Annotated in this window: 8 protein-coding genes; 2 read left to right on the plus strand and 6 right to left on the minus strand. The window is 74.6% G+C overall.

What is annotated here, in order from left to right; translation table 11 throughout:
- Positions 1-5 precede the first annotated feature (5 nt).
- Complete coding sequence (locus tag E1200_RS03215; protein WP_131950253.1) at positions 6-962, plus strand: NAD-dependent epimerase/dehydratase family protein; 957 nt, start codon at positions 6-8, stop codon at positions 960-962.
- A 16-nt stretch (positions 963-978) separates the two neighbouring features.
- Here the strand turns inward: E1200_RS03215 and E1200_RS03220 are convergent, their stop codons facing one another.
- A complete protein-coding gene (locus E1200_RS03220; RefSeq protein WP_131950254.1) occupies positions 979-1,869 on the minus strand; it encodes a polysaccharide pyruvyl transferase family protein in 891 nt (296 codons plus the stop codon).
- A 475-nt stretch (positions 1,870-2,344) separates the two neighbouring features.
- On the opposite strand from E1200_RS03220, the gene E1200_RS03225 reads away from it, so the two are divergent.
- On the plus strand, positions 2,345-3,133 hold the full coding sequence (locus E1200_RS03225) for a SigB/SigF/SigG family RNA polymerase sigma factor (RefSeq protein ID WP_131950255.1): 789 nt from the start codon (positions 2,345-2,347) through the stop codon (positions 3,131-3,133).
- A gap of 54 nt (positions 3,134-3,187) precedes the next feature.
- On the opposite strand, the gene E1200_RS03230 is transcribed toward E1200_RS03225, so the two are convergent.
- The 5 genes from E1200_RS03230 to E1200_RS03250 all read right to left on the minus strand — a co-directional run bounded on the left by E1200_RS03230 (position 3,188) and on the right by E1200_RS03250 (position 9,203).
- Positions 3,188-4,042, minus strand: coding sequence for a serine protease (locus E1200_RS03230; RefSeq protein ID WP_131950256.1), 855 nt, complete (start codon positions 4,040-4,042; stop codon positions 3,188-3,190).
- A 101-nt stretch (positions 4,043-4,143) separates the two neighbouring features.
- Positions 4,144-5,661: a glycerol kinase GlpK gene (gene glpK / locus E1200_RS03235; protein WP_131950257.1), complete on the minus strand. Its 1,518-nt coding sequence runs from the start codon at positions 5,659-5,661 to the stop codon at positions 4,144-4,146.
- 11 nt (positions 5,662-5,672) lie between these two features.
- Positions 5,673-6,518 carry an MIP/aquaporin family protein gene (locus tag E1200_RS03240; protein WP_131950258.1) on the minus strand — a complete coding sequence of 282 codons (846 nt, stop codon included), beginning with the start codon at positions 6,516-6,518 and terminating at the stop codon, positions 5,673-5,675.
- 184 nt (positions 6,519-6,702) lie between these two features.
- Positions 6,703-8,385 carry a thiamine pyrophosphate-binding protein gene (locus E1200_RS03245; RefSeq protein WP_131950259.1) on the minus strand — a complete coding sequence of 561 codons (1,683 nt, stop codon included), beginning with the start codon at positions 8,383-8,385 and terminating at the stop codon, positions 6,703-6,705.
- A complete protein-coding gene (locus E1200_RS03250; RefSeq protein ID WP_243708314.1) occupies positions 8,382-9,203 on the minus strand; it encodes a cyclase family protein in 822 nt (273 codons plus the stop codon). The genes E1200_RS03245 and E1200_RS03250 overlap by 4 nt, the downstream gene beginning before the upstream one ends.
- Positions 9,204-9,479: the final 276 nt, after the last annotated feature.

A 9,479-nucleotide genomic window follows, 5' to 3' on the forward strand; every position in this document is an offset into this window, starting at 1 on the left:
ACATCATGAGACACCCACGCGCCGTCGTCACCGGAGGCTCCGGCTTCCTCGGCTCGCACCTGTGCGAGGCCCTGCTGGACCGGGGCATCTCCGTGGTGTGCCTGGACAACCTGCTGACCGGCACGTCCCGCAACATCGCCCACCTGGCCGAACGGCGCGACTTCCGGTTCCTGAGGCGCGACCTCACCGAGCCGGTGCACGTGCCCGGCGAGGTCGGCTACGTGTTCCACCTGGCCTCGGCGGCGTCCCCGGCCGACTACCTGCGGCTGCCGATCCAGACGCTGGAGGTCGGCAGCCTCGGCACCCGCAACGCGCTCGGCCTCGCCGAGGCCAAGGGCGCCCGGTTCGTGCTGGCGTCCACGTCCGAGGTGTACGGGGACCCGCTCGTGCACCCGCAGCCCGAGTCGTACTGGGGCAACGTGAACCCGGTCGGGCCGCGCAGCGTCTACGACGAGGCCAAGCGGTTCGGGGAGGCGCTGACGTCGGCGTTCCGGCACTCCCGCGGCCTCGACACCGCGATCGCGCGGATCTTCAACAGCTACGGCCCGCGGATGCGGCCCGACGACGGCCGCGCCATCCCGACGTTCGTGCGGCAGGCGCTGACCGGGGAGGACCTCACGGTCACCGGCGACGGCTCGCAGACCCGCTCGATCTGCCATGTGGACGACACCGTCCGGGGCATCATGGCGCTCGCGACGGCCGGCCACCCCGGGCCGGTCAACATCGGCAGCCCCTACGAGGTGTCCATGGCCGAGCTCGCCCGGCTGATCATCGAGCTGACCGGGTCGCGGTCCCGGCTGCGCTTCGTCGACCTGCCGGAGGACGACCCGCGCGTCCGGCGGCCCGACACCACGCTCGCCGAGGAGGCGCTGGGCTGGCGCCCCCGCGTCTCGGTCGAGGACGGCCTGCGCGCCACGATCGAATGGTTCGCCGGGCAGCTCCCTGCCGCCCGCCCGGCGTGACCCGGCGGGGCCGTCCTCAGCGGACGCCCAGGACCGCCAGCAGCTCACCGATCAAGGGCGTGCCGGGGGCCGGCCCCGGCACGCCTTCCGGTGACCGGCACCAGTCCCACCAGCGGTCGAGCTCGTCCGGGTCCAGCAGCGGCCCGTCCTGCCCGGTGCCGCGTTCGCCGACGGTCACGACGGCCGGCCACGACCACGCCCGCGCCTGCGCGGTGACCTTCGCGCCCCCGCGCACCGGGTCGACGGCCAGCGCGGGCACCCCGTTCTTCAGCGCCAGGACCAGCCCGTGCAGGCGCGTGGTGACCACCAGGTCGAGCCTGCGCAGCACCGACTCCAGCTCGGCCGCCGTCGTGCACAGCCGCCAGTCGCGCGGGTCGAGCCGCGTGTCCAGGGGCAGCCGGGCGCACTCCCGGGCGGCGAGCCACTCCGTCAGCTCCCGCTCGACCCGGTCGTGCAGCCGCCGCGTCCCGTACTCCGCCTGGCCGGGCGCCAGCACGACCCCCGCGACGGGCACCCGCGGGGTCTCCGGCAGCGCGGCCAGATCGGTCCGCGGCGGCGCCGCGGGCGCGTCGCGGGCGAGGACCGCGTCGAAACCGGTGACCGCGGGGCCGGCGGGGTCGATGACCGAGACCCCGACGGCGACGCGCGTGCAGCGGGCGTACCGGCGGTGCAGCTCCTCGACCTGCGGGCCGTGCAGCGGGCCGCAGGCGAACACCAGGTGGGTGTAGCGGCCGGGGTCGGCGCGGTCGAGGTCCAGGCCGCCCGGCCGGAGCACCGGGCTCCACGCCAGCTCGCACCGCACCCCGGCGCCGGCGAGCGCCCGCCGCACCGCCTCCATCGCCAGGACGTCGCCCGCCGTCGCCTCGCCGTGCAGGAAACTCGGCCACCCCGTCACCAGGACGCGCATCCGCCGTCCGCCCCTCTCGCCGTCCGTACCGCCCGTGCCAGCCGTGCCGCCCGTGCCGTCCGGTGGCCGGTGTGCCCGCTCCCCGCGGCGGCACTCCCGCCGGACGGGCCCTTCCCGGACCGGGACATTGAGACACCTACCGGTTTACCGAGGCGCCCGGGCGGGCAGAGTCTGTTCGCGGCCCACTCGCCGAGTTCCGAGCCGGTTGCCCGGAGCTGCGAGTCTGGGCCGCACCAGCTTTCACGACCCCGGGGGCGGGCCCCGCCTGCGCGGCGTGCGCCGCCGGCCGGCGGCCCCCTCGGCATCTTCCTGCGTCTCCACCTGCCGCGGCCACCTGGCGCGGTCGGCGTGGACCGGCCCGATTCCCCACGCCGGAGGCGGTTTCCGTGTGATCCACCGTTTGGCGGGTAGTGGGTCCAGACCGAGCGATCACCCCTGTCCTCGCCGGCCCCGCTCCGGAAGGGAGAACGTCCGCATGACGTCGGCGCAGCCCACCACGAGGTTCAACGACGGACAGGCCGAGAACCTCCTGGCGGAGATGAACCGGCTGGCGGAGGGAGATCCCCGGCGGGAACGGCTGCGGTCGCGCATCGTCGACATGCACGCGCCGCTCGTCCGCGGGGTGGCGCGCCGGTACGCCAACCGCGGGGAGCCCATCGACGACCTCCAGCAGGTCGCCTACCTCGGCCTGGTCAAGGCCATCAACCGGTTCGACCCGGGCATCGGCGACCGGTTCGTCACCTACGCCTACCCGGTGGTGACCGGGGAGGTGAAGCGGCACTTCCGCGACAAGACCTGGGGCATCCGGGTGTCGCGGCGCATCCAGGAGCTGCGCCCGATCCTGCAGCGCACCATCCAGGAGCACACCCGCGAGCACGGCGTCTCCCCCACCACGGCGGAGATCGCCTCCCTCATGGGCATCACCGAAGAGGAGACCGTCGAGGTCATCATCGCCTGCGACGCCTACCGGCCGCTGTCCCTGGAGGCCCCGGCGGACGGGTCTCCCGACGGCGACGCCGGCACCGTCGGCGAGTACCTCGGTTCGGACGACCCCGCCCTGGACGCCTTCATCGACGGGCACGCCCTCCGCCCGCTGATCGACGAGCTGCCCGAGCGGGAGCGGACCATCCTGCTGCTGCGCTTCTTCGGCAACAAGACCCAGACGCAGATCGCCGAGCAGATCGGGCTGTCGCAGATGCACGTCTCGCGGCTGCTCCGCGCCACGCTGGAGCGGCTCCGCACGGGGCTCCTCACCGAACGCTGACCGGCGCGCCGGCGCGGCCGGCGACCGGGGGCCCGGTCACCGGCCGCGGGACCGTCACGGCCTCGGCAGCGCGCACTTCCCGTCGAGCACCACGTCGTTGCCCTTGCCGAGGCAGCGGGCCAGCCGGTAGGTCTGCTGGCCGTAGTTGATCCCCTGGCGGACGGTGACGTTCCCGCGCCGGTCCACCTCGCACGGGTTGTTCAGCGTGCAGCGCTCGCCGTCCTCGTTGCCGGTGTTGTTCACGCCGACGACGCGGCGGGTCCGCGCGTCGACGATCGGCGAGCCGGACGTGCCGCCGATCGTCTGGCAGTCCGGCGTGTAGCGGATGGAGTTCTGCCACGTCCAGCCGGCCTCGCGCAGCCGGTGGACGGTGGCGTCGATCTTGCAGCCGTAGATCGTCCGCCAGTAGCCCGACACGACCCGGATCGGGGTGCCGTCGTGCGGCCTGGCGACCGACAGGCGCAGCGCGGGGACGCCGTGGCGCTCGCGGATGGCGGCGTAGGTGGTGTCGAGCCGGTAGAGGGCCACGTCGGTGTCGGTCATCGTGGCGTACTCGATCCGCGTGGCGCGCAGCGTGCCGAGCTCCTCGGTGCCGGTCCGGTCGAGGAGCGTGAACGTCCGGGACGAGTCCCGGTCCACGATGACCTCGCCCGCCGCGGGCATGCCCGTCTCCAGGCAGTGGCCGTTGGTCAGGACCAGCGCCCGGTCGGTGTCGCGGGTGCGCGGGCCGCGCACGAGGGAGCCGGAGCAGTTGCTGAGCGCGACGATCCCGGTGAAGTCGACGTCGGCCCTGAGCGGCGCGGGAGCGGCGGGCGCGGCGGGGGCGGCCTGCGCGGCCCCGGCCGAGGCCAGCGTGGCGGCGCCCAGCACGGCGGCGAGGGCGGCGGAGGCGAGGCGGCGTCGGGTCATCGGAGTCCTTTCGTAGCGGCCGGCGAAGGCGCGCCGGCCGGTGGCGGGCTGTCCGGGTGGGAAGGGCGAAGGGCGGGCGGGCCGCGGTGTTCCGGTCGCATTCAGTCCACGTCCACCCAGCCGTAGGTGCGCTCGACGGCCTTCTTCCAGCCGGCGTAGCCCTCCCGGCGCCGCTCCTCGTCCCAGGTGGGCTCCCAGCGGCGGTCCTCGTTCCAGTTCCGGCGGAGCTCGTCGGTGGTGTTCCAGAACCCGACGGCCAGCCCCGCCGCGTACGCGGCGCCCAGGGCGGTGGTCTCGGCGACGACGGGCCGCGACACCGGGACGCCGAGGATGTCGGCCTGCATCTGCATGCACAGCTCGTTGGCGGTGACCCCGCCGTCGACCTTGAGCACGTCCAGGGAGACGCCGGAGTCCTCGCGCATGGCCTCGACGACGTCGCGGGACTGGTAGCAGATCGATTCGAGGGTGGCGCGGGCCAGGTGGGCGTTGGTGTTGTAGCGGGACAGGCCGACGATGGCGCCGCGGGCGTCGGAGCGCCAGTACGGGGCGAACAGGCCGGAGAAGGCGGGGACGAAGTAGACCCCGCCGTTGTCCTCGACCTGCCGGGCGAGCGACTCGCTCTGGGCGGCGCCGGAGATGATGCCGAGCTGGTCGCGCAGCCACTGCACCGCCGACCCGGTCACCGCGATCGACCCCTCCAGCGCGTAGACGGGCCGCTGGTCGCCGAACTGGTAGCAGACGGTCGTCAGCATCCCCGCCTTGGACCTGACGAGCTCCTCACCGGTGTTGAGCAGGAGGAAGTTGCCGGTGCCGTAGGTGTTCTTGGCCTCGCCGGGCGCGAAGCACACCTGCCCGACCGTCGCGGCCTGCTGGTCGCCGAGGATGCCGGTGAGCGGGACCTCGCCGCCGAAGGGCCCGTCGGCGCGGGTCGTCCCGTACGGGTCGGGCGCCGACGACGGCTTGATCTCCGGGAGCATCCGCCGCGGGATGCCGAAGAACGACAGGAGCTGGTCGTCCCAGTCGAGGGTCTCCAGGTCCATCAGCATGGTGCGGCTGGCGTTGGTCGGGTCGGTGACGTGCACGCCCCCGTCCGTCCCGCCGGTCAGGTTCCACAGCACCCAGGTGTCGACGTTGCCGAAGAGCGCGTCGCCGTTCTCGGCGGCCTCGCGGACGCCGTCGACGTTCTCCAGGATCCACTGGACCTTGCCGCCGGAGAAGTACGTGGCGGGCGGCAGGCCGGCGCGGTGCCGGATCGTGTCCCCCCTGCCGTCGCGTTCGAGGGCGGAGGCGATGCGGTCGGTGCGGGTGTCCTGCCAGACGATCGCGTTGTGGTAGGCGCGGCCGGTCCGCCGGTTCCACACCACGGCGGTCTCGCGCTGGTTGGTGATCCCGACCGCCGCGAGGTCGGCATGGGTGAGGTTCGCCCGGTTCATGGCGGACTGGATGACCGACCGGGTCCGCTCCCAGATCTCGGTGGGGTCGTGCTCGACCCACCCCGCCCGCGGCAGGATCTGCTCGTGCTCCAGCTGGTGCCGCGCGACCTCATTGCCGGCGTGGTCGAAGATCATGAAGCGGGTGCTCGTGGTGCCCTGGTCCAGCGCTCCGACGAAGTCGGCCATGGACTCTCCCTTCAGGAAACGTCGTATTCCGGCTTCGGTTCGGTGGGCGCGGCCTCCTCCTCCTCGCCCGGGATGTTGCGCCCGACGAGGAGGATGTAGAGGCCGGCCCCGATCACGCCGCCGATGAGCGGTCCCGCGATCGGGACCCAGAAATACAGATCTCCGTACTGATCGCTCCACGGGCTCTCGTAGCCCGTCATCCACTGGACCAGCCGCGGGCCGATGTCGCGGGCCGGGTTGATCGCGTACCCGGCCGCCGAGCCGAACGCCATCCCGATCGCCACCACGATGAGGCCGATGATGAACGGCGCCAGGTTCGCCAGCGGCGGCGCGTTGCGCGGGTCGGTGACCGCCAGCACGAGGAACAGCAGGATCGCGGTGCCGATGATCTGGTCGCGGAACGCGCCCCAGGTCCCGATCGGCAGCGTCCCGTTGCCGGGCATGGTGGAGAAGACGATGTGCGACTTCTCCGTCAGGCCGGGGTCGAACTTCTGCAGGATCTCGCTGTAGTTCCACCGGACGATCAGCGCGCCGACGAACGCCCCGAGGATCTGGGCGAAGGAGTAGGGCAGCACCTTGCGCCAGGGGAAGCCCTTGAACACCGCGAGGGCGACCGTGACGGCCGGGTTGATGTGCCCGCCGCTGATCCGGGCCGACACGTACACGCCGAGCGTGACCCCGATGCCCCACGCCCACGAGATGCTGTCGTGGTCGCCGAGGCTCTGCGGCTCGCCGAGCCCGCTGCCCGCGATGACCTGCGCGACGACGCCGACCCCGAACAGGATCAGGATCAGCGTCCCGGCGAACTCCGCGGCCATCGACCGGGCCAGCGGGGGGAGCTCCGGCCCGCGCGTCATCTCTCCTCCTCGGGGGCGGGTGACGTAAGGCACGGCCGCCGCGAAGGTAAACGCGCGGGACGAGATCCGTCAACGGTGCGGCGGCGGCGATGCCGGCGCGCGGTCCCGGCCGTCCCCAGGGAGTCGGTCACGGACATGATCATGCCCGGGCGGCGCCCCCCTACACCGCTCCCGCGGCGGGCGGTCAGTGGCCGCGGAACGCCTCTTCGAGCCACCAGGCGGGACGGTCCCGGGTGACCTTGGCGTCCACGAGCATCGGGCGGTCGCGCGGCCCCGCCAGCCACTCCGACACCGCGGCGAGGTCCGCCCGCCGCCGGACGGTCGCCGCCGCGCAGCCGAACCCGCGGCCGATCGCGGCCAGGTCGGCGGGCGGGAACGTCACCGTGTCCAGCGGGTGCCCGCCGGGGCCGAAGTGGTGCACCTCCGCGCCGTACGCCTCGTCGTCGTAGACGACGATGAGGAGGTCCAGCCCCAGCCGGACGGCCGTCTCCAGCTCCGCGGCCGACATCAGCGCGCCGCCGTCCCCGAGCGCGGCGACGGTGAGGCGGCCGGGCCGGGCCACGGCGGCGCCGATGGCGGTGGCGAGGCCGAGCCCGACCGACTGGAACGCCTGGGTGAACACGAGCGCGTCGGCGTCGGGGACGTCCAGGAACATCGCCGGGTAGCCCATGAAGTTGCCGGAGTCGACGGCGACGGTGCGCTCGCGGGGCAGCATGCCGTCCAGCGCGATCGACAGCGTCCGCGGATCGATGCGGGGCCCGCCGGAGTCGTCGTCCCCGGCGGGGTGCTCCTCGTACGGGACGTCCTGCCAGCGCCCCTCCCGGGCGAGGCGGCCGGCCACCTCCGGGGTGCGGTAGCCGGTCGCGGTGTGCCCGCGCGCCGCCAGCTCCGCGGCGGCGGCCCGCGCGGTCTCGGCGGCGTCGCCGATGAGGCCGAGGTCGACGGGGTGGTGCGCGCCGAGCGCGCGGGCGTCCACGTCGACCTGGACGACCCGCGCGTCCCGGGCGACGAGGGCGCCGTGCCGGGTCGTCCACATGTTCAGCGAGCAGCCCCAGCCGACGACGAGGTCGGCGCCGCGGATCAGCTCCGCCGCGGCCGGGGTGGCGAACCCGCCGCTGACGTCCAGGGCGAACGGGTCGCCGGCGAACAGTCCCCGCGCGACGGCGGAGGTGGCCGGCAGCGCGCCGCAGCGCCCGGCCAGCTCGGCGAGCGGCTCGCGGGCGCCGGACAGCCGCGCGCCGCGGCCAGCGACGAACACCGGCCGCGCGGCGGCCTGGAGCAGGTCGGCGAGGCGGGCGACCGCGGCGGGCGGCGGCACCGGCAGCGGCGGGACGGCCGGCCGCCCGCGCGCGGCGGGGAGCTCCGCCGGGTCGCCGGGGTGCTCGGCCTCCTGGATGTCGAGCGGGAGGCCCAGCAGGACGGTGCGGCGCTCGGTGACCGCCGTGCGGCAGGCGCGGGCCACGTCGGCGAGCGCGGTCTCCGGGGAGTGGACCCGCTCGGGGACCGCGCCGACCGCCGCCGCGATGGCCGCCTGGTCGACGCGGAAGTTGGAGCGGACCGCGCCGGCGGCCGTCTCGCCCGCGACCACCAGCAGCGGCGTGCGGCTCTTGGCGGCCTCGGCGATGCCGGTGACCGCGTTGGTGAGGCCCGGCCCCTGGTGCAGCGACACCACGCCGAGTTCGCCGCTCACCCGCGCGTACGCGTCGGCCATCGTGGCGGCGCCGCCCTCGTGCCGGGCGGCGACGAACCGCGCGCCGCCCGCGACGAGCGCGTTGGTGACGTGGAAGTTCCCGCTGCCGACGACCCCGAAGACGGTGCCGGCGCCGAGGCGCGCGAGGGCGCCGCCCACGGCCTCCGCGACGTTCATCGCTCGATCAGCGCGAGCACGCGGGCGGGGCTGCCCGAGCCGCCGACGATCGGCAGCGGCGAGGCGAGCAGCACGGCGCCGCGGGCGGGGAGCCGGTCGAGGTTCTGCAGCTGGGTGAGGCCGTACTTGCCGGCGCCGAGGAAGTAGGAGTGGCAGGGGAACGGCGGGTCGAACGCGTGCGCGCCGCCCGCGTCGGTGCCGACGGTCTCGACGCCGAGGCCGATGAGGGGGGTCTCCTCGGCGAGCCACCGCGCGCACTCGGCCGAGACGCCGGGCGTGTGCGGGCCGTTCTCGTCGGCGTTGAGGAAGGTGTCCTGGTCGCCGGAGCGCGCGTCCCAGCCGGTGCGGAAGAGGAGCCAGCCGCCGTCCGGCAGCGGCCCGTGCGCCTCCTCCCATTCCCGGACGTGCTCGATCTCCAGCAGGAAGTCGGGGTCGGCGGCGGCGCGCGCGGAGGCGTCCAGCACGACGGCCGGGGCGACGAGCCTGCCCGGCGGCACCTGCGACACGTCCTCGCCGTCGCGTCCGGTGGCCCAGTGCACGGGCGCGTCGAAGTGGGTGCCGACGTGCTCGCCGGTGACGAGGTTGTTCCAGTACCAGGCGGGACCGCGGTCGTCGTACCGGCTGATCTCCTCCAGCCGGAACGGGACCGTGTTGGCGAACGGCTCCGGCAGCCGGAGGATCGGCGTCCGCTCCGACAGCGGGGCGGTCAGGTCGACGATCTCCACCCGCCCGTCGGAGAGGGCGGCGAGCAGCTGGTCGAGCAGGGACATCGGGCCTCCGGCGGGCGCGGGGTCGGGCTGGTGATCGCGGTGCGCCACGAACGTACCGCAGGCGGCCTGCTCGGAGGGGGTCCCCCGGGGGCCTCTCCGAGCGGGCCGTCTCCGTTGGTCCGTGTCCATGCCGGGGCCCCGTTTTCGTTACTTGACCACATGGACGCGTCCCCCCGGGGCGCTCACCATCGGGGGCGGAACCCCGGCCGATCCCGCCCCCACGGAGGTCCGCATGCGCCGCAGGCCCTGGTCGCTCGCGCTCGCCCTCGCAACCCTGCCCCTGGCCCTGTCCGCTCCGCCGGCACACGCCGCTCCCCCGCCGTC

It is taken from the genome of Actinomadura sp. GC306, from assembly GCF_004348665.1.
GTDB lineage: Bacteria > Actinomycetota > Actinomycetes > Streptosporangiales > Streptosporangiaceae > Spirillospora.